The sequence below is a fragment of the Azospirillum himalayense genome (genome assembly GCF_042657465.1).
In the GTDB taxonomy this organism is placed as follows: Bacteria; Pseudomonadota; Alphaproteobacteria; order Azospirillales; family Azospirillaceae; genus Azospirillum; species Azospirillum himalayense.
On record NZ_JBHSLC010000049.1, the window covers coordinates 102372 to 126675 of the forward strand.

Consider the following 24304-nt stretch of genomic DNA (forward strand, 5'->3'; position numbering starts at 1 on the left):
TACACATATAGTTGCCTAGCTGTCTAGCTGCCTATGCAGCTTTCGGAGACAAAAGATGACGGTGCCGCCGCCCAACTTCACACCAGCCGACTTCACGCCGATCTACGCGCGCGTCCAGCGCTTCATCCGGGACGAGATCGCGTCGGGGCGCCTGAAGGAGGGCGACCGCGTGCCGTCGGAACCGGCGCTGGCGGAACGCTTCGGCACCACGCGGGCGACGGTGGCGCGCGCGCTCCAGGAGCTTGTGTACGAGGGGAGCATCGTGCGCCGGTCGGGCAGCGGCACCTTCGTCGCCCCCCGCTCCATCAGCGCACCCATCGACCTGACGCGCGTCCGCTCCTTCGAGGAGCAGGTCACCTCGCTCGGCGCGCGGATCGACTATGAACTGCTGGGATTCGACCACCGCGCCGTAACGGGGGACGAGGCCCACAAGCTGCACCTCGATCCGGACGGGCGCGTCTACGCGCTCGACCGCCTGCGCATCGTGGACGGCAAGCGGATCAGCCTGGAGCACCGCATCATCCCCGAGGAACTCGGCCGCCGGATCACGCTGGAGATGCTGCGCACGCAGTCCATCCACCAGATCCTGGACGAGGCCTTCGGCCTGCGCGTCTGGCGGGTCGAAGGGCGCATCCGCGCCGGCGTGGCGCGCGAGGACATGGCCCGGACGCTGGGCATCGAGGCGGGGTCGGCCCTGATCATCCGCGACTATGTGCTCTACAGCATCGACCGCCGCCCGCTGGTCACTGGCGAGTCCTTCTACCGCGACGATTTCCACATCGACTACATCGTGCAGCAGTCGGAGACGGACTAGGCCGCTCACGCGTCCGTCTCCAGCCCGTAGACGTCGCGGGCCGCCTCGGTGCTGACGTAGCCGCAGGCGACGTCCCGCTCCACCAGGGCGCGGGGCCGCCGTCGCGGGTCGCCGAAGCCGCCGCCGCCGGCCGACAGGCACAGGATGCGCGCGCCGGGCTCGACCCGCACCCCGCTGTCGTGGACGGCGATCGGCCGCGCCGCTCCATCCTGCGGCAACAGCGCGTAGCGGTGGCCGGGACCGGCCTCGCCGCCCTGCGTTCCAGTGGGCGGCACGAGAACCCCCTCGCCCGACGCGTTGAGCACCGCCGGCTCTTGCCCGTCGTAGCGCAGCACCAACCGACCGCCGAGGCCGCCCCGCCGCTCCCCCGCCCCGCCGCTGTCGGGGAGCAGCGCGTATTCCTCGACGACGAGCGGGTGGCTGGCCTCCGTGCGCTCCACGCTGGGGGCAGCCGTTCCGCCGGGGTTGTGCAGGCCGCCGATGTTCGGCCAGCCATCGTGGTCGCGGCTCCCGCCGGTGCCGCCCTTGTTGAGGAAATAATGCCAGATGAAGGGCGCACCATCGTCGGTGGCGCCGGCGAGCGCGAAGCGGAAGCGCCGGGCGAAGCCGCCGATGGCGCGCTGCGGGTCGGCCCCCTCCAGCGCGTTCAGCACGGCCTCGATCAGGGCGCAGGCGGTGGAGGAGGTGCAGGCGCCCACCGGCGCCGGCATCACTGGATCGACGAGGCTTCCGGGCCGCGTGCGGATGTCGAGCGCGCGCGCGCTGCCGCCGCTCAGCCCCTCCTCGTCTCCGCTGAAATAGAGGAAGGCGACCATAACCGCCGCGCGGCTGTTGGCGCAGGGGCTGTTGATGAAGGCGCGCACCTGGTCCGGGCAGCCGGTCAGGTCCACCACCGCCCGGCCGCCCTCGATGGTCAGGCTGACCGGTATGGGCAGAAGGCCCCCGGGCGCGTCGGCGAACTCCATGTGTGACAGCCCGTGATGCACGCCCGCGCGGCAGCCGGCCAGCAGGGTCCGCATCACCGCCTCCCCGCCGTCGAGGATGGCGTCGACCGCGCCCGCGATCTCCGCCCGTCCGTAGCGCGCGAACAGCTCCGCCAAGCGGGTGGCGCCGATGCGCACGGCGGAGAGCTGGGCGAGCAGATCGCCGCGCAGGTCGTCCGGCTTGCGCGAGTTCTCCGCCACAAGCCGCAGGAGGTCGCCGCGCAGCGTGCCGCCGGCCACGAGCTTGAGCGGCGGGATGCGCAGGCCCTCGTGCCAGATCTCCCGCGCCGCCGCGCTGTAGCCACCGGCCGACAGGCCGCCGATGTCGCCCTGGTGGGCGCGCAGCGCGACCCACAGCCGGATGCCGCCGTCGGCGAAGAAGGGCATGGCGAGCGTCACGTCGGGCAGGTGACTGCCACCCCAGTAGGGATCGTTCGCCATCAGCACGTCGCCATCGGCGAGGTCCCCGTCGAACGCCTCCGCCATCATCCGCACGGCCAGCGGCATCGCCCCCATGTGGATGGGCACGCGCTCCGCCTGGGACACCGTCTGGAAGGCGGAGTCGAGGATGACCGCGGAGAAGTCCTGGCTCTGGTTCAGGATGGGCGAGAAGCAGGTGCGGGTCATCGTTTCGACCATCTCTTCGGTCACCGCCCTCATGCGATGCCGGACGACCGCCAACGTGAGAGGGGCGAGGGTGAGCGGGGCGGCCGTCGGGGTGTTGCTGGGGCTCATGACTCACCCGTTTCTGAGGAGGAGGTTGCCGATGCCGTCCACGTCGGCGATCCGGCCGGGACCGACGAGGATGGTCGTGGAGGCGGACTCGACGATGGCCGGCCCGGCGACGCGCATGCCGTGGCGCAGGTCGTCGAACCAGTAGACGTCCAGGTCGCGGAAAGTGCCGAGGAAGGCGCTGCGCCGTCCCCGCCACGCCGGTGCGGGGTCGGCGGGACCGACCGGTTGCGCGGGCAGGTCGATCTTCGGCAGGGCGCCGTATACGGACAGGCGGCAGACGTCGAGGATACCCGCCTCGCCCTCGTGGGCGTGCTGGTAGAGGCTGCGGTAGGTTTCGGTGAAGGCGCGCTCCAGGGCCGCGGGGTCCAGGCTGTCGCCGACGCGCACGGGAATCCCGTGCACCTGCCGGCCATAACGGCATTCCAGGCTGCGCTCCACGCGGATGCCGTCGGTCGCCATGCCCGAGGCGCGCAGGCGCGCCCGCCCTTCCTCCTCCAGCGCGTCGAAGATGGTCGCCAGTTCCGCCGCGGTCATCGACTGGATCGGACGGCAGACGAAGCGCTGCAGGTCCTGCCGGATGTCGGCGGCGAGAAAGCCAAGGGCCGACAGCACCGACGCCATGCGCGGCACGACCACCGTCGGGATTTGCAGATCCTGCGCCACCGCGTCGGCGTGCAGCCCGCCTGCCCCGCCGAAGGACATCAGAGCGAAGTCGCGCGGGTCCAACCCCTGCCGGATCGTCGCAAGCCGGATTCCCTCCGTGATGCCCGATGTCGCGAGGACGTGGACCGCCCAGGCGGCCTCCTCCACGCTCACCCCCAGCGGGCTGGCGACATCGGCCTGGACCGCATCCCGCGCCGCCTCGACGGACAGGCTCATGCGCCCGCCCAGGAACGTTTCCGCGGAGATCAGACCGAGCACCAGGTTGGCGTCGGTCAGGGTCGCGCGGGTCCCGCCCTTGCCGAATCCGGCCGGACCCGGCACCGCCCCGGCGCTCTGCGGGCCGACGGCGAGGATGCCGCTCGCGTCGATCCGCGCGACGCTGCCGCCGCCGATCCCGATGGGGTTGATCTCGATCGCCGGCGCCGTGATCCGGAAATCCGCGAGATCGGTGCGGTTGCGCTCGATCGGAACGCCGTCCTTGACGACGCAGACATCGGTGCTGGTCCCGCCCGTGTCGTAGGTCACCAGGTTGGGCAGGTCCAGCGCCCGCGCGAACAGCGCGCCGGCCATGGCGCCGCCCGCCGGGCCGCTGGTCACCGCGCCGTAGGCGCGCCGTCCCGCCTCCTCGATTGGCAGCACGCCGCCGTTGGATTGCATGACGAAGAGGGGCACGCCGATCCCGGCGGCCTTCAATTGCCCGACGAGGCGCTTCAGATAGTCCTGCAGGGCCGGGCCGACATAGGCGTTCACCGCAGCGGTGGACAGCCGGTCGTACTCCCCTTCCCGTTCCAGCACCTCATGGCCGAGAGAGACGAACGGGCGCCAGCCCGATCCTTCGATGGCGGCGCGCACGGCGGCTTCATGATCCGGGCGCTTGTGGGCGTGCAGGAAACTGACGACCACGGCGTCGACCTCGGCGGCGCGCAAGGCGGCAATGGCCTCCTCCAGTTCCACCTGGTCAAGCGGCGCCAGCACCGTGCCATCCGCCCCCACCCGTTCCGTCACCTCCAGGCGCAGCGGGCGGGTGATGAGCGGGTCGGGCGCCGGGGTGCGGAGCTCGTAGCGGTTCGATCGCGCCCCTTCCCGCAGCTCCAGAACGTCGCGGAACCCGCGCGTTGTGATCAGGCCCAGCCGGGCCCCGTTGCGCTGGACGAGCACGTTGGTCGCGACGGTGGTGCCGTGGATGAAGACGCGGGTCCGGCCGAGGAGCTGTTCCAGGCTTTCGCCGCGCTCCGCCGCCATGTGCTCCAGGGCGTTCACCACGCCGCGCGACGGGTCGTCCGGCGTCGAGGGCGACTTGACGAAGCTCACCCCGCCGGTGCCGTCCGCCAGCACCAGGTCGGTGAAGGTTCCACCGACGTCCACCCCGATCAGCATGCCCCCGGTCACCATTCACCGCCTCCGTTCCGGCGCGCTCGTCCGACAAGCGCGGCTCCCGCATCAAAGCGCAGCGGCCAGCGATCCAGCAAGACAGCCGGCGCATCATTTGCGATGCTGAATCGGCATCACTCAGAAGACCGGGGACTGGCATGAACGTCGACGCGCTGCGCCATTTCATCTCCATCGTCGAGGCGGGTTCGATCCGCGACGCGGCCGACAACCTGCACATCGCGCAGTCGGCGCTCAGCCGGCAGGTCCAGCATCTGGAGCAACTGTTCGGCGCGCGGCTGCTGTCGCGCCTGCCGCGCGGGGTCGAGCCGACCGAGGCCGGGCGCATCGTCCTGCGTCACGCCCGCGTTACGGTGGACCAGCTGCGCAACGCGCGGGACGAAATCGCGGCCATGGAGGGGCTGAAGACCGGGATCGTGCGCATCGCCGTGATCGAGCCGATCGCCGACGGGTTCCTGCCGGACTGCATCGCGCGCTTCCACCACAGCCATCCCGGCGTGTCCTTCGACGTACGCGTCGGCAGCACGCGCCAAGTGGTGGCCCTGGTCCGGGAGGGCATCGCGGAACTCGGCCTCGCCTACAACCCGCCGCGCGAGGATGGCATTGTCCAGCGCGCCTCGGCGAGCCAGCCTCTGGTCGCGCTGGTGAACCCGCGGCACAGGCTGACGGCGTCGGAAACGGTGGCACTCGCCGAGGTCGGGGACTGGCCCGTGATCCTGCCGCCCGCGGGCTCTCCGACCCGTGTGCTGATTGAGGAGGCGGCGCGGCGGTCCGGCGTGGTGTTGCCAACGGCGCTGCTGGAAAGCGACTCCGTGGCGTTGCGGCTGGCGCTCGCGCAACGGACGGACGCCGTCGCCATCCTGGCGCGGCTGTCCGCGCGCAAGTCCAGCGCGTCGGGCGGCCTGTGCATGCGGCCCCTGCGGGACGACCTGCTGACCACCGGAAGCGTGGAGATGCTGGCCGCGGAGGGGCGTCACCTTTCCAACGCGACGCTGCGGTTCGAGCGTCTGCTTCGGGCAAGCCTGAAGGCCGCCGAGGATCGTTCGTGACGATCGCAGGCTGTGTAGGGGTCACGCCATGGAAAGGGCGAGAATATACGCTGAAACCGTCTCAAACCTGGGGGGCCTTCACGTCGCACGACGAAAGGGTCGACGGGCGTATGGTTCGGCGGCGGTGTGCTCCGAGACGAGCGTGCCGTTCATCACCGCGGTGCCACCGATACGGCAGCGCGCTGTCCATCCCGGATAGAATGCGTTCGTACTCCGGGGTGAAGCGGTCTGGCATGATCTCGGCGACCGGGGTCAGGCTGCGCCGGCACGCCACGCCGCTGCGGCAGGCGTTGAAGCGAGGTGCGCGCACTTCCACCGTGCCGAACAGCGACACCAGCCGGCGGGAGCGGTGGTCCTTGAGCGGACGCGACGCTCCGCAGTGGCCGCACCGACGCCGAAGGCGACAATGCGCGTCGGCCTGGGCCGTGACCAGGACACGCTGCAGGCTGGCCAGTGTCGCCTTGCCCTCGCTCAGACTCAGCCCGAGGGTTGCCGCCTGACCGGATCCAGGGCGCTCACCCTCAGAGATCACGTGCTGCATCACCGCGCCGTCCTCGCCCGTCGACCCTTCCGTCGTGCGACGTGAAGGCCCCCCAGGTTTGAGACGGTTTCACCGCCATAGGCTGGACATCCCGGCGGCGCCGTGTGGGCTCTCCCACCTCTCTCCAGCATCTCCGAAAAAAGTCCGCCAGCTTTACCGATCCCGTCCGTGGATAGCCACAGAACGGGACAACGCTCCGCCCTGCGGCGCCTCCTCCCGGACCATACGCCGGAACCATCATGCCGAAACGGGCGCGGAATCCCCGATTCCCGCGACGGAGAGGCTGCATCCTGGAGGCCGCCATGCAGGTTGACTCGCCCAGCTCCTCGACCGTCACGACCACCTCGTCCGCCAAAAGCTCCTCGGCCTCGCTGGCCAGCAGCTACCAGTCCTTCCTGACGCTGCTGCTGAAACAGCTGGAGGTGCAGGACCCCACCAACCCGGTGGACACCGCCCAGTACACCAGCCAGCTCGTGCAGCTCTCCTCGCTGGAGCAGCAGATGTCCATGAGCGACAAGCTGGACGAGCTGACCTCCGCGGTGCAGGCGCTGGGAACCGGGAGTTCGGCGCTGGGCTATCTCGGGCGGACGGTGACGGCGGAGGGCGACACGACCGCCCTGCAGAACGGCGCCGCCAACTGGGAATACTCGCTGAACAGCGAAGCCGCGTCGGTCACCCTGACGGTGCGCGACGAGGACGGGGCCATCGTCTACCAGGACAGCGGCGCCACCGGCGAGGGCAGCCATTCCTTCACCTGGGACGGCACGGGGCGCGACGGCGCGCTCCACACATCGGGCACCTACAGCCTGACCGTCACCGCGCTGGACTCCAGCAAGGCCGCCATCGCCACCGAGACGCGGATCAAGGGCACGGTCACCTCCGTGGACACCTCCGGCACCAGCGCGGCGCTGGGCATCGGCGGCGTGAGCGTGCCCGCCGACGACGTGCTGTCGCTGAGCTGAGCCGCCCCCTCCCGGCCTCCTCCCAGACCTCTCCCCTTCCTTGCAACAGGTGCGACGATGAGCATCACCAGCGCGATGTACAGCGCCACGTCCGGCCTGATGGCGCAGAGCAAGGCGCTCGCCTCCATCTCCAGCAACATCGCCAACTCCAGCACGACCGGCTTCAAGAGCACCGGGACGAACTTCAACTCCTACATCAACAAAACCTCGACCATCGACGAGCAGACCGGCGGCGTGCTCGCCACCACCTACCGCAACATCAGCGGGCAGGGCGAAATTCAATCGTCGTCGGTCTCCACCAACATGGCGATCAACGGCGAGGGCTTCTTCGTGGTGTCGGAGGAGACGGCGGACGGCACCGTCGCCTTCACCCGCAACGGCTCCTTCTCCACCGACGCCCAGGGCTACCTGTCGAACAGCGAGGGCTACTACCTCTACGGCTGGGCGCTGAACGCCAACGGCACCGTCGCCGCCGGCAACAAGGGATCGGTGGACAGCCTCGTCCCGGTCAACGTCGCCAACATCAAGGGCACGCCCAAGGCGACCTCAACCATGGGCATCGATGCCAACCTGCCCTCGGACACGGACACCGGCGACAGCTTCACCACCGACATGGAGATGTTCGACAGCCTGGGCGTCAGCCACTCCATCACCCTGAGCTGGACCAAGACCGGCGAGAACATGTGGGAGCTGGACGCTTCCGACCCCGTCCTGTCCTCCGACGCCACCCGGACCACCGGGACCATCGGCGGTTTTCCCATCCAGCTCTCCTTCAACACGGACGGCACGCTGGCGTCCGCCGCCACGGTGGCCGCGGATGGCACGACGACCGCCGCCGACCTGTCCGCCCTGTCCTTCACCGTCGACGGATGGACCACCGGGGCCGGGGGCAGCGCGGTCGCGCTGAACCTCGGCACCGCCAACAGCAACAACGGCCTGACGCAGCACGCGTCGGGCGACAGCACGCCCTCGGTCAGCGTCGAGACCACGACGCAGAACGGCTACAAGCCCGGCTCCCTGACGGGGACGACCATCGGCAAGGACGGCATCGTCCGCGCCGTCTTCGACAACGGCGAGACGCGGGCGATCTACCAGATCCCCATCGCCACCTTCGCCAACGCCGACGGGCTGGAAAGCGTCACCGGCACCACCTTCACCCAGACGGCGGAGGCCGGTCAGTACCAGCTCCGCACGGCGGGCGACGCCAAGGCCGGGACGGTGACGGCGGGCGCGCTGGAAAGCTCCACGGTCGAGCTGACCGACGAGTTCAGCCGCATGATCGTCGCCCAGCAGGCCTATTCCGCCGCCTCCAAGGTCATCACGACCTCGCAGGACATGATGGACACGTTGATCGCCATGAAGCGCTGACGGCGGCGGGGACGGTCATGCACCCGCCGCAACCGCTTCTCGACGGCGAAGCCGCTCTGGACGCCGAGCTGCGCCGCCTCGCCCGGCGGGTGGACCGTCACCGGTCCCAGCCGGTCCCGGGAGCGGCGGAGCGCCTCGCGCTGATCGACGACCTGCTGGGTCTGCGGGCGCGCATCGCCGCGGCGCAGGCCGCGGTGCAGGCGGCGATCCGCCAGACCGGCAGCGCCCAGCGCGCCGCCACCGCCTACCGCCGCACCGGCGCCCTGCGCGGCTGATCCTCTCCCTTTTCCAAGGAGACCCCCATGCTCCCCACCCCACACGTCTTGCCCGCCGCCGCCCGCCCGGACCCGGTGGCGGTCATCGCCCGCTTCGTCGCGGAGTTGGAAGGGCACGCGGAACGCGCCGCCAGCGCCGCGCGGGAGGGGCGCGCGGTGGACGCCCTGCGGGCGGCGGGCGCCATGCAAATGCTCCTGCACGCCCAGGCCGGAACGCTGCGCGACGCGCTGGCCGCGGCGCAGAGCAAGCGTGTGCCGCTGGAAACCCGGCTGGCGGTGCGCAAGGCGCTGGACGGCGCGCTGGCCCCGCTCGGGCGGTCGGTGCGCGCGCTGGAAGCGCAGGCCAGAGCCCGGCAGGCCCGGCAGGCGGCCATCGGCGCGGCGCTGCGCGCCGCCGCCTCCGTGTCCGGCCCGGCGCGCTCCTACGCGGCGCTCGGTCGCGCGGCGGGGGCGAAGCACCTCGCCGTCACCGCCTGACCCGCCGCACAGGAGAGCCATCATGTCCCTGCGCGTCGCCGGCAGCATCGCCACCTCCGCGCTGCGCACCAACGAGGTGGGCATGGCGGTCGCCTCGGCCAACGTCGCGAACGCCGGCACGGAGGGCTACACCCGCAAGACCGCCAAGGCGACCGCGAGCGACACCGCCGTCGGCTTCACCGGGGTGGAGGTCGCCGGCATCGGCAGCACGGTCGACCGTTACCTGATGACGTCGCTGGTGTCGGCCCAGTCCGGGCTGGGCCTCAGCCGGACGGTCAGCGACTATCTGGACCGTTTCCAGGAGCGGCTGGGCGCCACCACCTCCGCGTCGTCGCTGGGCTCGGTCATCGACACGCTGGGCGAGACGCTGGCCACGCTGGCAACCTCCCCGGAGAGCGGCAGCGCCAAGGCGGCGGCGGTGGACGACCTGACCGCGGTGGCCGAGACGCTGCGCTCCACCGCCAAGGCGGTGCAGGAGCTGCGCGGCGAGGCCGACCACGCCGTCGCCGACACGGTGACCCGGATCAACGGCACGCTCGACACGCTGAAGGACCTCAACGACCGCATCCAGACCGGCAAGGCGCTCGGCCAGGACACCGGCGATCTGGAGGACCAGCGCAACACCGCCCTGAAGAGCCTCGCCGGGGACATCGACATCCGCTACCAGACCGACGCCAACGGCATGGTCCGGGTCTCCACATCCTCCGGCACGTCGCTGCTGGACTCCGCGGTGCACCGGCTGTCCTATACGCCCGCCACCACGGTCGGCGCCGGGACGAGCTTCAACCCGATCACCATCGACGGGAAGGACGTCACCGGCTCCGTCTCCTCGGGCACGCTGGGCGGGCTGATCCAGGTCCGGGACAAGGATCTGCCGGCGCAGCAGGCCCGGCTGGACGAGCTGGCGCTGACGCTGAAGGACACGCTGAACGCCCTCCACAACCAGGGCACCGCCTTCCCCCCGCCCAACGCACTGACCGGCACGGCCACGGTCGCCGGAACCGACGCCCTGAACGGCGGCGGCACGCTGCGCGTCGCCGTTGCGTCGGCAGACGGAACGGCGGTGGAGGTTCTGGACCTCCACCTGTCCGCCTACGCCACCGTGCAGGACGCGGTGGACGCCATCGACGCCATGGACTCCCTCTCGGCCCACATCGACGCCCAAGGACGGCTGGTCATCCGGGCCAACGATTCCGCCAACGGCGTGGCGTTGGGCGGCGACGGCACGGCGGGGGCGGACGGCCAGGGCTTCTCCGCCCGCTTCGGGCTGAACGACCTGCTGACCGGCAGCGGCGCCGCCGACCTCAGGGTGAGCGACGCGATCGCGCAGGACAGCGGGCGTCTGGCGACCGGCGCGCTCTCCACCTCCGCCACGCTGGCCGCCGGCGGATCGGCGCTGTCCGCGGGGGAAGGCTCGGTGGCGCAGGCGCTGAAGACGGCCTTCTCCGGGGCGCAGTCCTTCGACACGGCGGGTGGCCTGTCCGGGAGGACGGGCACCTTCTCCCAGTATGCGGGCGCCATCATCCAGGGGGCGGCGACCGCCGCCTCCCGCGCCGCCACCGCCTACGAGGACCAGGACTCCTACGCCAGCGGGCTGGAGTCGACGATGGCCTCGCAGAGCGGCGTAAACGTCAACGAGGAAACCGCCGCGATCAGCAACCTGCAATCCGCCTATCAGGCCGCCGCCGCGGTCATGAAGGCGGTGCAGGAGATGTTCGACACGGCGCTGAATTTGGTTCGCTAGGAGAGCCGGCATGGAACGGATCGCGACCTTCAACCACCAGAACCAGCTCGTCCGCTACATGCTGGCGGCGGAGTCCCGGGTGGCCACCGCCCAGGTGCAGGCGGCGACCGGCGAGGCGTCGGTCGATTACAAGGGCATCGCCGGCGACAGCGGGCGCCTCGTCAATCTGGAGAGCCACTACCGCCGCTCCGAGCGCTACGTCGACGAGGGGGAGGTGGTCAGCGGGCGCATCCAGACCATGCACGACGCCGTGGGCGGGATGATCGACCTCGCCAACCGGGTGCGCAGCCTCGTCGCCAGCCTCCAGGGAGCCGGCAGCGGCGCCGCGGATGGCATCAAAAGCGAGGCTCAGGCCCTGATGACGGAGTTCGCCGGGCTGCTGAACACCCAGCAGGAGGGCCGCTATCTGTTCGCCGGGGGGCGCACCGACCGCGCGGCGGTGTCGCTGGACGGCCTGCCGGCGGCGACCAGCCCCTCCGCCGCCGACACGACCTATTACAAGGGCGACGGCAGCGTCTCCTACTTTCAGGCCGCCGACGACCTCATCGTCCAGTACGGCGTCACCGCCGCCGACCCGTCCATCGAGAAGGCGCTGCGCTCCATCAGCCTGATCGCCAACATGCCGACCAACCCGGTGGACACCGCCCTGGTGGACGAGGCGTCCGACCTCGCCGACGCGGCGGCGGACGGGCTGACCGTGGTGCAGACGAAGCTCGGCTCCGCCTCCGCCACGCTGGAGCGGACCATCGACCGCCATCTCGAGGAACAGCTCATCCTCCAGACCCACGTCGAGGACATCCGCAACATCGACCTCGCGGAGGCGACGACGCGGCTGTCGCAGCTTCAGGCCAACCTGGAGTCGACCATGAGCCTGATGAAGATCCTCCAGCAGACCAACCTGAACGATTTCCTCTGAGCCAAAAATTCCGCGCCAGCTTTCGCGGCACCGGACGTGAGACGCACTGAGGGCTGATGCACAGGCGGCCCCACCATCCGATCAGGCTCCGACCAGGAGGCACATCATGCCCGTCATCTCCACCAACACGGCGGCGAACTCCGCGCTGCGCTACCTGAACATCAACTCCGAGAACCAGTCGAGTTCCGTCTCCAAGATCGCCAGCGGCTCGCGCATCACCAAGGCGTCGGACGACGCGGCGGGGCTGGCCGTCGGCACCTCGCTGACCTCCGACATCACGGTGCTGAAGCAGGCGGCGACCAACGCCTCGCACGGCTCCTCGATCCTCCAGGCGGCGGACGGCGGCATGTCCCGCGTCTCCGACATCGTGCAGCGCATGCGCTCGCTGGCCACCCAGTCGCTGTCCGGCGCCGTCACCGACACCGAGCGCGGCTATCTGGATGCCGAGTTCCAGCAGCTCATCGAAGAGATCGACGGCATCGCGTCGGGCACCCGCTTCAACGACGACCCGCTGCTGGACGGCAACGGCGCCTGGGCCAGCGGCGTGGATTTCCGCGTCGGCACGGAAAGCACGGACAAGATCACCGTCACCATCGCCAACGTGAACACCACCGGCCTGTCCATCGGCACGCTGGACGTCGGCACCTCCGCCACCGCGAGCGCCGCGCTGACCGCGCTGGACACGGCGGTGGAAACCCTGTCGAGCGCGCGGGCGGACGTGGGCGCCCTGATCTCCCGCTTCGAGTTCCGCGGCCAGGTGCTCGACACCTCCATCGAGAACACCGAGGCGGCGCAGTCGGCGATCATGGACGTGGACGTCGCCGCGGAGCAGGCGGAGCTGGCCTCGACCAAGGTGCTGACCCAGGCGGCCATCGCCGTGCTGTCCCAGGCCAACGAGATGCCGCAGAACCTGCTGCAGCTGCTGCGGTAAGGCCCCCACCACCCCTCTCCCTTCGCCAAGGAGAGGGTTAGGGCGAGGGGGATGGGCCGGCGCCGAACGCACCGCCACGCACACCCCCCTCGCCCGCCCCTTCCCCTGTGGGACCAACGCCCATGACGACGGTGTCCTCAACCTCATCCTCGACCGCCGCATCGACCGGCAGCTCGTCGCTGATCGCCAGCGGGTCGGGCACGGGCATCGACTATTCGGCGTTGATCGAGGCGTCGGTGCAGAAGCGCCTGTCCCGCGCCGACCGCATCGACACGACGATCACCGCCAACGAGGCCAGGATCGCCGCCTATGAGGACATGCAGTCGCTGCTGCTGGAGGTGAACACGTCGCTGGACGGGCTGCGCAACCGCAGCGTCTCGACCGGCGCCGGCAGCAACCTGTTCGAGGAACGCACCGCCTATCTGTCGGGCGGCGGCTCCACCGCGGCGGGCGACGTGCTGTCGGTAACCGCGGCGGACGGGGCGGAGACCGGCACCTATTCCATCGTGGTGGAGCAGCTCGCCACCCGTCACAAGATCGGCGCGGCGACCACCGCCAGCCAGAGCGCCGCGCTCGGCCAGTCCGGCACCCTCACGCTGGGCGTCGCGGGCGGCACCGCGGTGTCCATCGACGTGGAGGCCGGGGATTCCCTGACCGACATCCGCGACGCCATCAACGCGCGGAAATCCACCAGCGGCGTGACCGCCAGCATCGTGAAGGTCACGGACGACCAGTACCAGCTCATCCTCACCGCCAACGACACCGGCAAGGCGATCACGCTCGATGACAGCGGCGGTGGCCTTTTGACCGGCCTCGGCCTGACCGACGCGGACGGCGGCTACGCCAACGAGCTGGTGGCAGCACGGAACGCCGTCGTCACCGTGGACGGGGTGCGGGTGGAGCGCAGCAGCAACACCATCGCCGACGCCGTCGACGGGCTGACCTTCGACCTGTACGCCGCTCTGCCCGGCCAGACGATCGGCGTGGAGATCGGCACCGACCTGGCGTCGATCAAGAGCGCGATCACCGGCTTCGTGGACGCCTACAACGCCTTCCGCGCCTTCGCCCAAAGCCATCAGACCCTCGGCAGCAGCGGCACCGCGAGCAGCGACGCCACCCTGTTCGCGGACAGCCTGCTGCGGCAGGTCACGAAGACGGTCTACGACGCCCTGAACGCGAAGGTGACCACGGACAACGGCGGCACCCTGTCGCTGGCCAGCCTGGGAATCACCTTCGCCAGCGACAACACGCTCAAGGTGGACGAGACGGCGCTGAACGCCGCCCTGACCGGCGACATCGACGCGGTGCGCACGCTGCTGGGGCTGGAGATGACCAGCTCCTCCACCGACCTGAAGCTGCTGCGCTACGACCGCAGCCTCGGCCGAACGGACTTCACGCTGGACATCACGGTGGCCGAGGACGGCACCCTGTCCGGCGCGTCGGTGGACGGCGACGACACGCTGTTCCGGGTCAGCGGCAACCGCATCATCGGCAACGACGGCACCGCCTTCGCCGGGCTGGTGCTGGTCTACACCGGCCAGACCGGATCGGTGGACGTCGGCTTCTCGCAAGGGCTGGCCGACCGGCTCTACACCACGCTGAACGGCATCGCGGCAAAGGACAGCGGCGACATCGCCCGCATCGTCTCGCAGCTCGACGCCGACAACACCGAGATGACCCGGCGGTCCGACGACATCAAGACCAAGGCCGAGGACTACCGCACCCGCCTGACCGCCTACTACGCCCGGCTGGAGGCCAAGGCGGAGGCCGCGAACCTCCTGCTCCAGCAGCTCAAATACAAGGAAAGCAGCGACGATTGACGGCGCCGCGCCCCGCCAACGTCCCCGCATCCCCATCTGGAGAAGCCGCGCCATGCGCAACCCGACCCTGACCAAGGCCCTGTCCGCCTACGCTTCCGCCAACAGCGCGGCGCTGCCGCCCGTGGTTGCCGTCGTCCGCCTCTACGAGACGGCGGCGGCGCATCTGCACCAGGCGCGCGACGCCGCGCGGGACGGCCGGTTCGACGCCCATTTCCAAGCCATGGACCGCGCCATCACCATCCTCCTGGGGCTTGATTCCATTCTGAAATTGGATAAAGGTGGGGATGTCGCGGCGACGCTGCGGCGCTTCTACCGGTCCCTGGTCCGGCAGGCCGGTCTGGCCGCTGCGCGCCGGGACCCCGTGGCCGCGACCGAGGCCATCATCCGCCAGCTGTCCTTCATGACGAAGGCGTGGCAGACCATCGCCGCAGAACGCGGCGTGGTCCCCAGTCCAACCGGTGCTTCGGCCAAAGGGTCGCACGCATCCGTGATCGGGAGATCCATGGATCATGCGCGCGGCGGCCTGTACGGCTGAGGACGGCACCCGTCCGTCCGGCCCCCTTCATAATTCCGTGTCCGGCAGGAGCATGGCCGGCCTCGCGGCGGAGACCGACGAGGTCCTGATGGCGCGCATCCGTGCCGGGGACCAGGCGGCCTACCGCACGCTTGTCCACCGCCACCTGAAGCGCGCCTACGCGCTCGCCCGCCGCATGTGCGGCAGCGACGCCGAGGCGGAGGACATTGCCCAGGACACCTTCCTCCAGGTCTGGCAGCGGCGCGACCACTGGACCGACGAGGGGGCCAAATTCACCACATGGCTCTACCGGGTGGTGCTGAACCGCTGCATCGACCACCGGCGCCGCCCGGCGGGGGAGGATCTGGACTCGGTGCCCGAGCCGCCGGACCACGCCCCCGACGCCATCACCCGCATCCAGCGCCGGCAGGTGGCCGCCCGCCTGCGCGACGCCCAGGACCGGCTGCCGGCGCAGCAGCGCGCCGCCCTCGCCCTTTATTATAACGAGGGCTTGAGCGGCGCCGAGGTTGCGACCATTATGCAAATCAGCGTAACTGCTGTGGAATCGCTGCTGAAACGCGCCCGCCAGCAGCTTCGCACGCTGTTGCGCGCCAGCGCGCAGGCCGCCAGGGATTCGTTCGAAGACGGATGACGCGATGACCGAAGACGAGTTTCGCGAGCTGCTGGACCGTCACGGCGGCGATCTGGAGCGCTGGCCCCGCGCGACGCTGCGGGAGGCGCGCCGCCTTCTCGCCCAGTCCGTTGCGGCCCAGGCCATGCTGGACGAAATGGTGGCCATCGACCTTGCCCTGGCGGAAACGGACGGTGAGGCCACGCCCCCCGCCGACCTGGCCGACCGAATCTTCGAACGCGCCTTCGGCGCCGGGACGGCGTCCTCCGACGCCCTGACACCCGACGCCGTCCCCTTCCCGGGCCTGAATCGTCCGGTCTGATCCCTGCCCTTCAAAAAGCGAGGATGCGCGGCGGCTCAATGCCGCCGCAGCGAGGGGGCCTGGGGGTGATCGCGACGCGCCGGGCGGGCGGGAAGACGCGGCCCCGGCGCCTCCGCACCCGCCCGGCGCGCCAGGACGGCGGCGCGGCGAAGATCCGCCGCGATGCGCCCCAGCGCCGCGGACAGCGGCTCGCCCGCATGGGGATGGAAGACCCGCATGGACGGGTACCAGGGACGCACGCCGCTGCCGAGATGGGTCCAGTCCCGCGCGCCGAAGCGCCAGACCGGCACGCCCAGAGCGCCGGCCAGCTCCGCCACCGAATTGGCCGGCGCGATGACCAGATCGAGGTTGGCGGTGAGCGCCGCCGTTCCCTCGAAGTCGTTCTTCCGATCGAGCCGCTCCAACTCGTAGATGGGCACGCCGAAGCGCGCCTCCGCCCGCTGGATCTCGGCCTCGCAGTCGTCGTACTGGAGGTTCACGAAGGTCACCCCCGGCACGCCCAGCACCGGCCCCCAGTCGTCCAGCGGCAGATAGGCCCATTGCCGTTCCATGGTCATCAGTTGGCTGCGCCACGCGATGCCCACGCGCAGGTCGCCGCCGATGCCGTCCAGTTGTTGCCGCCGTTCCAGCACCCGCGCCGGGTCGGGAATCAGCCAGGAGGACCGCGGCGGGAAGTCCCCCAGCCGGCCGCGCAGGTAACGCGCCAGCGAGCCGGCGGGAACGTGCACATCGCAGTCCACCATCTCCACCAGCGCCCGCCCGCGCAGCGGCTGCTCGGCCCGGACGATGGCCTTGGGGAAGGAGCGGGCGAACAGCGGCAGCAGGCGCGGCTCGCATTCGATCACCACGTGGTCGGCCTGCCGGATGGCGTCGGCGTAGCAGGAGGCGAACAGGAACTCGTCCCCCACCCCCTGCTCCCGCCAGATGAACAGCCGCTTGCCGGCCAGCGGTTCCCCCCGCCATTCGGGAATGGCGAAGCGCCGCTCCCGCCCGGCACGGCCGGCGGCGAAGCGGCAGGCGTAGTTGCTCCAGCCGTCGGCGAGCGCGCCGCTCTCCAGCTCCGCCAGACCACGGTTGAAACGGGCGAGCGGGTGGCCCGGCGTCGCCGCCACGGCGCGATCGAACCAGCGCAGGGCATCGCCGCCGCCCTGCCGCTGCTTCACCAGACCCAGCGTGCACAGCGGGTCGGCAAGGGCGGGCGTCAGCGCCAGCGCGCGGCGGCAGGCCCGCTCCGCTTCCTCCAGCCGCCCTTCACCGCTCAGCGCATAGGCCAGCACGCCGTGAAGCGCCGCGTGCTGCGGCGCCAGAGCCAGTGCGCGGCGCAGCAGGACCCGCGCCTCGGCGTAACGGTCCTGGTCGCGCAGCGCGCCGCCGAGGTTGCCGAGAGCGTCCGCCTGGCCCGGGTCGAGCGCCAGCGCCCTCCTCCACGCCGCCGCGGCCTGTGCGGTGGCTCCCAGGTCGCGCAGCGCGTTGCCCAGATTGTTCCAGGTCCCGGCCTGTCCGGAGTCGAGCGCCAGGGCACGGATGAACCGGCGCACCGCCGCCCGCGGATTTCCCGCGCCCCGCTCCAGCATCGCAAGGTTGGCGAGGGCCGCGCCGTGGGCGGGGGCAAGGACGAGCAGTGCCGCGTTGGCCGCGGCGGCCTCCCGCCAGCGTCCGGCGCGGCGGCCGGCGTCGGCCAGCGCGGCCCAGCCGTCCATCCAGCCGGGTTGCAGCCGGACGGTGCGGCGGAACCAGCGCATCGCCGCCTCCGAACGTCCCAGCCGAGCCGCCGCCAGCCCGAGCAGGAAGGTGCCCTCCGCCCGCGCCGGGTCGAAGAGAACCGCGTCCCAGGGCGAGTGTTGGCCGCCGCGCCAGCCTTCCGCCGCCGCGCTGTCAGGATGATCCGTCATGGTCGTTACCGGTGAAACGTGCGTCAGACGAACAGGCGGAGGCTGCCCAGCAACCTGTCCGTGCCGCTCTGCCCGTGGGAGATGGCGGACAGGCTGGTGATGGCGTCGTTCAGGCGGGTGACGTTCCTCGCCAGGATGCCGATGCCAGGAACCTGACCTTTCAGGTTGGACGAAGACTTCTTGACCCGCTGTCGGAACTCCTGGACATTCGCCGCGGCGGCCTCCTGGTCCTTCAGCGTCGGGAGCGCGGAGATGGCGTTGTTGATGGAGCCGGTCAGGCCCGACGCCATGGAGTTGACACCGGCCAGCGTGTCCGACATGTCCTGTCCCCCATTTGCCCGAAAATTGTTCCCGGCGTTGATACGGGGCGTCCTGCCGGACTCCTGCGCGGTCTCGGGATTTTTTTGCATCCCGCGGCGAAACAATCGGTCGGGCAAAAAATCAGCGGAAGCGGCGCAGGAGTTCCGTCCGGCCCACGTATCACCGGCAACTAGGCCCGCCGGAGCCGACCGAACGGCGCCGGACGCAGGAAGGAGCAGAGGATGGCCGCGTGACGGTGATCGACGAGGATGACGACGAAACGCTGATGGCCGAAACGGCCGCAGGGAACCGGGCGGCCTTCGACCGGCTGACCCGCCGGCACCTCCGCCGAAGCCTCGCGCTCGCCCACAGGGTGGTCGGAAACGCGAGCGATGCGGAAGAGGTCATGCAGGACGCCTTTCTGCAGATTTGGATGCACGCCGACCGCTGGCGGGGCGACGGGACCCGGTTTTCCACCTGGCTCTACCGCATCGTCATCAATCGTTCGATCGATTACCGCCGCCGCAAGAGTTTCCAGCCCCTGGACGACGCCGTGGAGATGGCCGACCCGGCCATCGGCGCCGACGGGTTGCTGGAGGAGCGTCAGCTTGGTGCTGCGGTGGATGCGGCGATCGCTGCACTGCCGGAGCGGCAGCGGGCGGCCCTCAGTCTGTGCTACTACCAGGAGATGAGCTGCGCGGAAGCATCGGAGGTTATGGACGTATCGGTTTCGGCCATGGAAAGCCTGCTTGTCCGGGCGCGGCGTATGGTCCGCACCCGCCTCACCCCCCTGATCCGTCAGAAGGACGGCGACGAGAAATGACACTCAAAGAGTTCAAGCGCTTCGCCGACCTTTACGGCGGCGATATCGACCGCTGGCCCGCGACGGACGGCGTCGATGCCCTGACCCTTCTTGAAAACTGCGCCGAGGCGCGGGCCATCCTGGTCGACGCCGTGGCGCTGGACGCCCTGCTGGACCGCGCCGCGCCGGTGGTGGCGGAGGACAGCGTGCAGCGGGTGCTGGACGGCATCGCCACAAAGCTGGACGCGCCGGTGGAGCGCCTCCCCGCCCCCTGGTCCCTGGCGGCCCCGCCCATGCGCTTCTGGCCGACCGCCGGATTCCTCGCGGCCATGGGTATGGTGGGGTTCTTCGCGGCCGTCCAGGGCGTCCTGCCAGTGCAGAGCGCCCAGACGCGCAATTACGCGGAGGTGGTGGTGACCAGCAGTTATCTGGGGGCTATCCAATGAACCGGCCCGTCACAGACCCCGCCTCCCTCCCTCATTCCAGACGCCATCCGCGGGCGGGAACCGCCGCCCCACGCCGCTGGCCCTGGTATCTGCTGGTCGGTTCGCTCGCCGTGAACATGCTGCTGGGCGGCATCCTGGCCGCGCAGGCGCTGCACCTCCTGCCCCCTCCCCCACCACCGGAACCCGGTCAGGGAATGAAAGGCTTCATCGAACGGGCCGCGCGTGAACTCTCCCCCGCCGACGCGGAGGTCCTGCGCCACAGCTACGAGGCGGAGCGCGCCACGCTCACCCGCATGCATGAGAATATGGAGGCCATGCGCGACCAGCTCTGGGCCAGCATGCAGGCCCCCGCCTTCGATCCGGAGGCCCTGCGCCGCTCCCTTGAGGAGGCCCACGCGACCGAAGCCGACCTGCGCCGCCGTGTGGACAGCCGCGTGATCGAGGCGCTCGTCCAGCTTTCGCCAGAGGGGCGCCGCAAGCTGGTGGAGTTGGGGCCGCCCCGCTGAATGGCACCGTCACGTTGGGGCTGGTCGCGTCGCTGAGGTGACGGCATAGGGCCGACCCGACGACGTGCCCCGCCCCGATATATGCCGGCTACGGTTCCGGCAGGTTTGGTTCCGTCAGGTGTCGCGCCACGCCTGAGCTGACGATGCAGGGCCCCCGGAGGCGGACAGCGTGAATTACGCGATGGCGAGCATGTCGCGCAGAGCAGCGACGCGCTGGACATGGATCGCCAGCCGGCGCGCTGCTGGGACGTGCTGCTTGCGCCGGGTCGCCGGGCGCAGGCAGTTGCGCACCTCGTCGTGAACACGGCAGAAGCGGGCGGCGCTGACCGGGGACTTGAAGCCGCGCATCGGCCGGGTGCGGCCTTTCACTCCGCGGTGATCTTGCTCCAAATGGTTGTTCTTGTACTTCGAGGTGCGGTGCTCGACATCCTCACCGAACACCTCCTCGAGAGCCGGCGGGTAGCCGGAGTGCTTGTCGGAGGTGATGGTCTCGGGGATGATCCTGGTCACCTCGATCGCTGAGCGGAAAAATGCTTTGGCCGCGACTTGGTCGCGCGTTGGGCTGAGGAAGACGTCCACCAAGTTGCCATCACTGTCGATGGCCCGGTACGCCTCCCGGGACTACCGCGACCTGCTGCAGGCGGCCGGCATGCGGCGGTCGATGTCGCGCAAGGGCTGCTGCTATGACAACGCGCCCATGGAGAGCTTCTTCCACACCCTCAAGGTGGAGCTGGTCCACCGGACCCGGTTCGAGACCCGCGAACAGGCCCGCCGGGAGTTGTTCGCCTACATCGAGACCTACTACAATCGCCAGCGCGCCCACTCGGCCATCGGGTACATCACACCGCGAGCGCGACGCCGAGATGCCGCTCCATGAGGGCGTGGTCGTCCCGCAGATCGGCGGCCGCCCCTTCATGCACCACCTGCCCGCGTTCGAGGATCACCGCGCTCTGCGCGAAGTCCAGGGCGCGGTCCACCTGCTGCTCCACCAGGATCAGGGTGACGGTCAGTTGCGCCAGCGCCTGCATCAGCTGATCGCAGATCACCGGAGCCAAGCCCTCCAGCGGCTCGTCCAGCAGCAGCACCGTCGGCCGGCCGAGCAGGGCGCGGGCGACCGACAGCATCTGCTGCTCGCCACCCGAGAGCGCGCCCCCGCCGTTGCCCCGCCGCTCCTTCAAGCGGGGAAACAGCGCGTAGGCCTCCTCCAGGGCGGAGCGCGGCCGGCCCTTCAGCCCGGTGACCAGATTCTCCTCCACCGTCAGCGAGCGGAAGATGTCGCGCGTCTGCGGCACATAGCCCAGCCCGGCCGCCGCCCTTGCGGAGGAGTTGAGGCCGCTCAGCTCGACGCCGTCCAGCCGGATGCTGCCGGAGTGACGCGTCGTCTGCCCGACCAGGGTGGCCAGCGTCGTGGTCTTGCCCATGCCGTTGCGGCCCAGCAGGGCCAGCCGCCCGCCGGCCGGTACGGTGAAGGACAGCCCTTCGACGATGCGGGTCTCACCGTAACCGGCGGTCAGGCCGGTGATCTCCAGCGTCCCCTCAGTGCGGCGCATTGGCCCGGCTCCCCAGATAGACCTCGCGGACGCGCGGATCGGTGGTGATCTCCTGTGCCGTGCCGCTGCACAGCAGGCGGCCCTGCGCCAGCACGACGATGCGCTTGGCGAAGCGGAACACCAGATCCATGTCATGCTCGATCATCAGCACGGCCAGGTCGGCCGGCAGACGGTCCAGCGCGTCGAGGATGCGGTGGCTTTCCGAATGCGGCACGCCGGCCGCCGGCTCGTCGAGGATCAGGAGCTTGGGCTTCAGGGCGAGCGCCAGCGCGATCTCCAGAAGACGCTGCTGCCCGTAGGCCAGCGCCCCGACGGCGGTGTCCGCCACCGGGACCAGCCCCATGCCGTCGAGCAGGCCGGCCACCTCGTCGGCCAGCCCCGGCGTGCGCCGGACCGAGGCGAAGAGGCGGAAGGTCTTGCGCTCGCGCTCCAGAACGGCCAGCTCCAGATGCTCGCGCACCGTCATCGAGCGGAACAGCCGGGCCACCTGGAAGGAGCGGATCAGCCCGAGGCGCACCCGCGCCTGGGCCGACAGGCGGGTGACGTCCTGCCCAGCCAGCCGGATGGTGCCGGCGCTGGGCGCCAGCACGCCGGTCACCAGATTGACGAAGGTCGTCTTGCCCGCCCCGTTCGGCCCGATCAGCGCGCAGCGCTCGCCCGGATGGAGCGCCAACGTGATGTCGGCCGACACCTGCAACCCGTCGAAGTTCTTGCTCAGCCCCTGGACGTCGAGAAGCGCGGTCATGCCCGGTTCCCCTTGATGAGACGGTCGGCGAGCGAGGCGATGCCCCCCGGCAGGAACAGAACGGTGCCCATCAGGAACAGGCCGATGAACAGCATCCAGTGGAAGGGATCGATCGCGGCCATCACGTGATGGATGGTCATGAAGGCCACCGTGCCGATGATGGCGCCGACGAGCCGCCCGGCACCGCCGAGCACCAACATGACCAGGGCCTCCGCCGACCAGGAGAAGCTGACGCTGTCCAGCCCGACGATGCCGCTGGTCACCGCGGTCAGCGCCCCGGCCACACCGGCGAACACCCCGGCGACGGCGTAGAGCGTGACCAGATAACGGCGCGGCGAACCACCCAGGGCGGCGACGCGCAGCGGGTCCTCCTTCACCCCCCGGCAGGCCAGCCCGAAGGGCGAGCGGACGATGCGCCGCGCCACCAGGAAACCGACCAGAAGCACCGCCAGCGCGAACAGGTAGGAGGTGCGCCCGAACATGTCGAAGCGGAACAGGCCGAACAGCGGGCTGGGCTCGATGCCCGACAGGCCGTCGCTGCCGCCGGTGAGGTCGCGCGCCTTGTTGACCACCTCCTGGACGATCTGCACCACGGCGATGGTCAGCATCAGCAGCGTCAGTCCGCGCGCGTGCAGGATCAACGCGCCGGTGACCAGGGCGACCAGACCGCCGGCCAGACCGCCGACGGCGAGCAGGGCGAGCGGGTCGCTCACCAGATGCACCGCGGCGATGCCGGCGGCGTAGGCCCCGCTGCCGAACATCGCCGCCTGCCCCAGCGTGGCGATGCCGCCGAAGCCGAGCACGAGGTCGAGCGACAGGACGTAGAGCGCCGTCGCGGCGATCCGCGTCATCAGGCCGAGGTCGTTGGGAAACAGCCAGAAGGCGGCCAGACCGGCGGCGGCGAGCAGCGGAACCGCGACCCCGCCGAGCGCCCGGCGCAGCCGGGGGCCGCGCGCCGCGACCTGCGGAGGCTGGTCGGCGGCGACCGCGCCCATGTGACGTCCGCTCATCAGGCCGCCCTCCCCTGGAAGAAGCCGTGCGGCCAGCGGAACAGGATCAGGATCAGCGCGGCGTAGAAGAAGAACTCGCCGAAGCTCGGGATCAGGTACTTGCCCGCGGTGTCCACGATGCCCAGCGCCAGGGCGGCGGCGGCCGAGCCGAGGATGTTGCCCGCCCCGCCGACGGCGACCACCGCCAGGAACAGGACGATGTAGCGGATGGCGTAATAGGGCTCCAGCGGCAGCAGCTCCGCCCCCAGCACGCCGCCCAGCGCCGCCAGCCCGGTGCCCAGCGCGAAGGTCGCGGTGTAGAGGCGCTCCGTCCGGATGCCCAGCGCCGCGGCCATGTTCGGGTCGTCCACGGCGGCGCGCAGCTTGATGCCGAAATCGGTGCGCTCCAGCAGCCACCACAGGCCCAGCACGGTCGCCGCCCCCATGGCGATGACGAAGGCGCGGTGCACCGGGATCGACTTCGGCCCGATCGCCACGGTGCCGAGCAGCGCGTCCGGCAGCGGGATGCGCTTCAGCGTCGGGCCGAACAGGTAGTTGATCCCGGCGACGATGACGAAGGTCAGGCCGATGGTCAGCAGCACCTGGGCCAGCTCGTTGGCCGAGCCGTAGATGCGCCGGTACAGCAGCTTCTCCAGCGGCAGCGTGGCGAGCACGGTGAACAGGATCGCCGCCACCAGCCCCACGGCGTAGGGCAGGCCCAGCCCCTGCGCGGCGTAGGAGGCGACGTAGCCGGCGACCATGGCGAAGGCGCCGTGCGCGAGGTTGACCACGCGCATCAGGCCGAGCGTGACCGACAGGCCGACGGAGATGATGAACAGGATCATCCCGTAGGCGACCCCGTCCACCACGATGCCGAAAAGCGTTTCCATCAGGAACTCCAGCGCGGACAGGCCCCCCTCCCGTCGGGGGCGGGGGCCGT

Annotated in this window: 25 protein-coding genes and 2 pseudogenes; 17 read left to right on the forward strand and 10 right to left on the reverse strand. The window is 70.5% G+C overall.

The genetic code is table 11. From position 1 onward, the window contains the following. Nucleotides 1-55 precede the first annotated feature (55 nt). The gene (locus ACFPMG_RS21940; protein ID WP_376997323.1) at nucleotides 56-814 is read left to right on the forward strand and encodes a GntR family transcriptional regulator; all 759 of its coding nucleotides are present in this window, start codon (nucleotides 56-58) and stop codon (nucleotides 812-814) included. Nucleotides 815-819: 5 nt separating this feature from the next. Here the strand turns inward: ACFPMG_RS21940 and ACFPMG_RS21945 are convergent, their stop codons facing one another. Continuing rightward, complete coding sequence (locus ACFPMG_RS21945; protein WP_376997324.1) at nucleotides 820-2532, reverse strand: hydantoinase B/oxoprolinase family protein; 1713 nt, start codon at nucleotides 2530-2532, stop codon at nucleotides 820-822. 3 nt (nucleotides 2533-2535) lie between these two features. Further along, nucleotides 2536-4587, reverse strand: coding sequence for a hydantoinase/oxoprolinase family protein (locus tag ACFPMG_RS21950; RefSeq protein WP_376997326.1), 2052 nt, complete (start codon nucleotides 4585-4587; stop codon nucleotides 2536-2538). A gap of 137 nt (nucleotides 4588-4724) precedes the next feature. Here ACFPMG_RS21950 and ACFPMG_RS21955 point away from each other — a divergent pair, with 137 nt between their 5' ends. Continuing rightward, nucleotides 4725-5633 (forward strand): LysR family transcriptional regulator, encoded by a 909-nt coding sequence (locus ACFPMG_RS21955; RefSeq protein WP_376997327.1) that lies wholly within the window; start codon nucleotides 4725-4727, stop codon nucleotides 5631-5633. A gap of 166 nt (nucleotides 5634-5799) precedes the next feature. On the opposite strand, the pseudogene ACFPMG_RS21960 reads toward ACFPMG_RS21955, so the two are convergent. Next, nucleotides 5800-6174, reverse strand: a pseudogene (locus ACFPMG_RS21960) (ISKra4-like element ISAzba1 family transposase); the annotation flags it as partial. Between the two features lie 302 nt (nucleotides 6175-6476). On the opposite strand from ACFPMG_RS21960, the gene ACFPMG_RS21965 reads away from it, so the two are divergent. The 11 genes from ACFPMG_RS21965 to ACFPMG_RS22015 all read left to right on the forward strand — a co-directional run bounded on the left by ACFPMG_RS21965 (nucleotide 6477) and on the right by ACFPMG_RS22015 (nucleotide 16134). Then, the gene (locus ACFPMG_RS21965; protein ID WP_376997329.1) at nucleotides 6477-7136 is read left to right on the forward strand and encodes a flagellar hook assembly protein FlgD; all 660 of its coding nucleotides are present in this window, start codon (nucleotides 6477-6479) and stop codon (nucleotides 7134-7136) included. A 57-nt stretch (nucleotides 7137-7193) separates the two neighbouring features. After that, nucleotides 7194-8504, forward strand: a complete 1311-nt coding sequence (flgE, locus tag ACFPMG_RS21970; protein WP_376997330.1) for a flagellar hook protein FlgE — start codon at nucleotides 7194-7196, stop codon at nucleotides 8502-8504. Nucleotides 8505-8521: 17 nt separating this feature from the next. Then, nucleotides 8522-8779 carry a hypothetical protein gene (locus ACFPMG_RS21975; protein WP_376997332.1) on the forward strand — a complete coding sequence of 86 codons (258 nt, stop codon included), beginning with the start codon at nucleotides 8522-8524 and terminating at the stop codon, nucleotides 8777-8779. 27 nt (nucleotides 8780-8806) lie between these two features. Then, nucleotides 8807-9256: a hypothetical protein gene (locus ACFPMG_RS21980; protein ID WP_376997333.1), complete on the forward strand. Its 450-nt coding sequence runs from the start codon at nucleotides 8807-8809 to the stop codon at nucleotides 9254-9256. 22 nt (nucleotides 9257-9278) lie between these two features. Then, the gene (gene flgK, locus ACFPMG_RS21985; protein WP_376997334.1) at nucleotides 9279-11000 is read left to right on the forward strand and encodes a flagellar hook-associated protein FlgK; all 1722 of its coding nucleotides are present in this window, start codon (nucleotides 9279-9281) and stop codon (nucleotides 10998-11000) included. A 10-nt stretch (nucleotides 11001-11010) separates the two neighbouring features. Beyond that, nucleotides 11011-11916: a flagellin gene (locus ACFPMG_RS21990; protein WP_376997335.1), complete on the forward strand. Its 906-nt coding sequence runs from the start codon at nucleotides 11011-11013 to the stop codon at nucleotides 11914-11916. A gap of 106 nt (nucleotides 11917-12022) precedes the next feature. Beyond that, on the forward strand, nucleotides 12023-12847 hold the full coding sequence (locus tag ACFPMG_RS21995; protein ID WP_014199335.1) for a flagellin: 825 nt from the start codon (nucleotides 12023-12025) through the stop codon (nucleotides 12845-12847). Between the two features lie 122 nt (nucleotides 12848-12969). Beyond that, entirely contained in the window at nucleotides 12970-14667 is a 1698-nt protein-coding gene (gene fliD / locus ACFPMG_RS22000) for a flagellar filament capping protein FliD (protein WP_376997336.1), read from the forward strand. Nucleotides 14668-14719: 52 nt separating this feature from the next. Continuing rightward, nucleotides 14720-15202, forward strand: coding sequence for a flagellar export chaperone FliS (locus ACFPMG_RS22005; RefSeq protein ID WP_376997337.1), 483 nt, complete (start codon nucleotides 14720-14722; stop codon nucleotides 15200-15202). 52 nt (nucleotides 15203-15254) lie between these two features. Continuing rightward, complete coding sequence (locus ACFPMG_RS22010) at nucleotides 15255-15833, forward strand: RNA polymerase sigma factor (protein ID WP_376997338.1); 579 nt, start codon at nucleotides 15255-15257, stop codon at nucleotides 15831-15833. A 4-nt stretch (nucleotides 15834-15837) separates the two neighbouring features. Next, on the forward strand, nucleotides 15838-16134 hold the full coding sequence (locus ACFPMG_RS22015) for a hypothetical protein (RefSeq protein ID WP_376997340.1): 297 nt from the start codon (nucleotides 15838-15840) through the stop codon (nucleotides 16132-16134). A gap of 35 nt (nucleotides 16135-16169) precedes the next feature. Here ACFPMG_RS22015 and ACFPMG_RS22020 read toward each other — a convergent pair whose 3' ends face one another. Then, the gene (locus tag ACFPMG_RS22020; protein WP_376997341.1) at nucleotides 16170-18026 is read right to left on the reverse strand and encodes a tetratricopeptide repeat protein; all 1857 of its coding nucleotides are present in this window, start codon (nucleotides 18024-18026) and stop codon (nucleotides 16170-16172) included. A 23-nt stretch (nucleotides 18027-18049) separates the two neighbouring features. Further along, nucleotides 18050-18346 (reverse strand): hypothetical protein, encoded by a 297-nt coding sequence (locus ACFPMG_RS22025; protein WP_376997342.1) that lies wholly within the window; start codon nucleotides 18344-18346, stop codon nucleotides 18050-18052. Between the two features lie 104 nt (nucleotides 18347-18450). On the opposite strand from ACFPMG_RS22025, the gene ACFPMG_RS22030 reads away from it, so the two are divergent. Genes ACFPMG_RS22030 through ACFPMG_RS22040 form a run of 3 tightly spaced genes read left to right on the forward strand, consistent with a single transcriptional unit; the run spans nucleotide 18451 to nucleotide 20080 of the window. Continuing rightward, entirely contained in the window at nucleotides 18451-19149 is a 699-nt protein-coding gene (locus tag ACFPMG_RS22030) for an RNA polymerase sigma factor (protein WP_376997478.1), read from the forward strand. Then, entirely contained in the window at nucleotides 19146-19574 is a 429-nt protein-coding gene (locus tag ACFPMG_RS22035) for a hypothetical protein (RefSeq protein ID WP_376997343.1), read from the forward strand. The genes ACFPMG_RS22030 and ACFPMG_RS22035 overlap by 4 nt, the downstream gene beginning before the upstream one ends. After that, nucleotides 19571-20080 (forward strand): periplasmic heavy metal sensor, encoded by a 510-nt coding sequence (locus tag ACFPMG_RS22040; RefSeq protein WP_376997344.1) that lies wholly within the window; start codon nucleotides 19571-19573, stop codon nucleotides 20078-20080. The genes ACFPMG_RS22035 and ACFPMG_RS22040 overlap by 4 nt, the downstream gene beginning before the upstream one ends. A 174-nt stretch (nucleotides 20081-20254) precedes the next feature. On the opposite strand, the gene ACFPMG_RS22045 is transcribed toward ACFPMG_RS22040, so the two are convergent. Further along, complete coding sequence (locus ACFPMG_RS22045) at nucleotides 20255-20659, reverse strand: DDE-type integrase/transposase/recombinase (protein ID WP_376997479.1); 405 nt, start codon at nucleotides 20657-20659, stop codon at nucleotides 20255-20257. Nucleotides 20660-20681: 22 nt separating this feature from the next. Here ACFPMG_RS22045 and ACFPMG_RS22050 point away from each other — a divergent pair. Beyond that, nucleotides 20682-20957: pseudogene (locus ACFPMG_RS22050) on the forward strand (IS3 family transposase); the annotation flags it as partial. Here the strand turns inward: ACFPMG_RS22050 and ACFPMG_RS22055 are convergent. From ACFPMG_RS22055 to ACFPMG_RS22070, 4 genes are read right to left on the reverse strand one after another with little or no spacing between them, the layout of a single operon-like run. Further along, nucleotides 20920-21630: an ABC transporter ATP-binding protein gene (locus ACFPMG_RS22055; RefSeq protein WP_376997345.1), complete on the reverse strand. Its 711-nt coding sequence runs from the start codon at nucleotides 21628-21630 to the stop codon at nucleotides 20920-20922. The pseudogene ACFPMG_RS22050 and the gene ACFPMG_RS22055 sit on opposite strands and share 38 nt — an antisense overlap. Further along, the gene (locus ACFPMG_RS22060) at nucleotides 21617-22375 is read right to left on the reverse strand and encodes an ABC transporter ATP-binding protein (RefSeq protein ID WP_145704305.1); all 759 of its coding nucleotides are present in this window, start codon (nucleotides 22373-22375) and stop codon (nucleotides 21617-21619) included. The genes ACFPMG_RS22055 and ACFPMG_RS22060 overlap by 14 nt, the downstream gene beginning before the upstream one ends. Further along, nucleotides 22372-23385 (reverse strand): branched-chain amino acid ABC transporter permease, encoded by a 1014-nt coding sequence (locus tag ACFPMG_RS22065; RefSeq protein ID WP_376997346.1) that lies wholly within the window; start codon nucleotides 23383-23385, stop codon nucleotides 22372-22374. The genes ACFPMG_RS22060 and ACFPMG_RS22065 overlap by 4 nt, the downstream gene beginning before the upstream one ends. Further along, a complete protein-coding gene (locus ACFPMG_RS22070; protein ID WP_014198978.1) occupies nucleotides 23385-24254 on the reverse strand; it encodes a branched-chain amino acid ABC transporter permease in 870 nt (289 codons plus the stop codon). The genes ACFPMG_RS22065 and ACFPMG_RS22070 overlap by 1 nt, the downstream gene beginning before the upstream one ends. Nucleotides 24255-24304: the final 50 nt, after the last annotated feature.

Excerpts from the sequence above, each read along its gene's own strand:
- ACFPMG_RS22070 (WP_014198978.1), bottom strand. The coding sequence starts at position 24,254 with ATGGAAACGCTTTTCGGCATCGTGGTGGACGGGGTCGCCTACGGGATG.
- ACFPMG_RS22020 (WP_376997341.1), bottom strand. The coding sequence starts at position 18,026 with ATGACGGATCATCCTGACAGCGCGGCGGCGGAAGGCTGGCGCGGCGGC.
- ACFPMG_RS21980 (WP_376997333.1), top strand. The coding sequence starts at position 8,807 with ATGCTCCCCACCCCACACGTCTTGCCCGCCGCCGCCCGCCCGGACCCG.
- ACFPMG_RS21990 (WP_376997335.1), top strand. The coding sequence starts at position 11,011 with ATGGAACGGATCGCGACCTTCAACCACCAGAACCAGCTCGTCCGCTAC.
- fliD (WP_376997336.1), top strand. The coding sequence starts at position 12,970 with ATGACGACGGTGTCCTCAACCTCATCCTCGACCGCCGCATCGACCGGC.
- flgK (WP_376997334.1), top strand. The coding sequence starts at position 9,279 with ATGTCCCTGCGCGTCGCCGGCAGCATCGCCACCTCCGCGCTGCGCACC.
- ACFPMG_RS21995 (WP_014199335.1), top strand. The coding sequence starts at position 12,023 with ATGCCCGTCATCTCCACCAACACGGCGGCGAACTCCGCGCTGCGCTAC.
- ACFPMG_RS22065 (WP_376997346.1), bottom strand. The coding sequence starts at position 23,385 with ATGAGCGGACGTCACATGGGCGCGGTCGCCGCCGACCAGCCTCCGCAG.
- ACFPMG_RS22005 (WP_376997337.1), top strand. The coding sequence starts at position 14,720 with ATGCGCAACCCGACCCTGACCAAGGCCCTGTCCGCCTACGCTTCCGCC.
- ACFPMG_RS22040 (WP_376997344.1), top strand. The coding sequence starts at position 19,571 with ATGAACCGGCCCGTCACAGACCCCGCCTCCCTCCCTCATTCCAGACGC.
- ACFPMG_RS22015 (WP_376997340.1), top strand. The coding sequence starts at position 15,838 with ATGACCGAAGACGAGTTTCGCGAGCTGCTGGACCGTCACGGCGGCGAT.
- flgE (WP_376997330.1), top strand. The coding sequence starts at position 7,194 with ATGAGCATCACCAGCGCGATGTACAGCGCCACGTCCGGCCTGATGGCG.
- ACFPMG_RS21950 (WP_376997326.1), bottom strand. The coding sequence starts at position 4,587 with ATGGTGACCGGGGGCATGCTGATCGGGGTGGACGTCGGTGGAACCTTC.
- ACFPMG_RS22025 (WP_376997342.1), bottom strand. The coding sequence starts at position 18,346 with ATGTCGGACACGCTGGCCGGTGTCAACTCCATGGCGTCGGGCCTGACC.
- ACFPMG_RS22055 (WP_376997345.1), bottom strand. The coding sequence starts at position 21,630 with ATGCGCCGCACTGAGGGGACGCTGGAGATCACCGGCCTGACCGCCGGT.
- ACFPMG_RS22060 (WP_145704305.1), bottom strand. The coding sequence starts at position 22,375 with ATGACCGCGCTTCTCGACGTCCAGGGGCTGAGCAAGAACTTCGACGGG.
- ACFPMG_RS21965 (WP_376997329.1), top strand. The coding sequence starts at position 6,477 with ATGCAGGTTGACTCGCCCAGCTCCTCGACCGTCACGACCACCTCGTCC.
- ACFPMG_RS22035 (WP_376997343.1), top strand. The coding sequence starts at position 19,146 with ATGACACTCAAAGAGTTCAAGCGCTTCGCCGACCTTTACGGCGGCGAT.
- ACFPMG_RS21975 (WP_376997332.1), top strand. The coding sequence starts at position 8,522 with ATGCACCCGCCGCAACCGCTTCTCGACGGCGAAGCCGCTCTGGACGCC.
- ACFPMG_RS21945 (WP_376997324.1), bottom strand. The coding sequence starts at position 2,532 with ATGAGCCCCAGCAACACCCCGACGGCCGCCCCGCTCACCCTCGCCCCT.
- ACFPMG_RS21955 (WP_376997327.1), top strand. The coding sequence starts at position 4,725 with ATGAACGTCGACGCGCTGCGCCATTTCATCTCCATCGTCGAGGCGGGT.
- ACFPMG_RS21940 (WP_376997323.1), top strand. The coding sequence starts at position 56 with ATGACGGTGCCGCCGCCCAACTTCACACCAGCCGACTTCACGCCGATC.
- ACFPMG_RS22010 (WP_376997338.1), top strand. The coding sequence starts at position 15,255 with ATGGCCGGCCTCGCGGCGGAGACCGACGAGGTCCTGATGGCGCGCATC.